Here is a 222-nt window from a genome sequence, read left to right on the forward strand (position 1 = left end):
CGGCTTCCCTGACCATGCCGCGCTCGAAGAAGATGCGCGCGGTCTTCAGGTGCTCAAGCGTGTCCTTCGACGACGACAGAATGATCTTGGCGGCGCCGTCGACCTGCTTGATGATCGACTTGGCGGTGAGTTGCAGCACCTTGGCGCGTTCGCCATGCGAGATCGCCACCAGGCCCATATTGCTCAGCGCCTGCATCGCCTCGCGAATCGCCGGCCTGCCGA

Annotated in this window: 1 pseudogene; it reads right to left on the minus strand. The window is 63.5% G+C overall.

What is annotated here, in order from left to right:
- Positions 1-222: pseudogene (locus EOB49_RS36175) on the minus strand (GntR family transcriptional regulator); the annotation flags it as partial.

Origin of the sequence: Mesorhizobium sp. M7A.F.Ca.MR.148.00.0.0, from assembly GCF_003997735.1 — a bacterium.
In the GTDB taxonomy this organism is placed as follows: Bacteria; Pseudomonadota; Alphaproteobacteria; order Rhizobiales; family Rhizobiaceae; genus Mesorhizobium.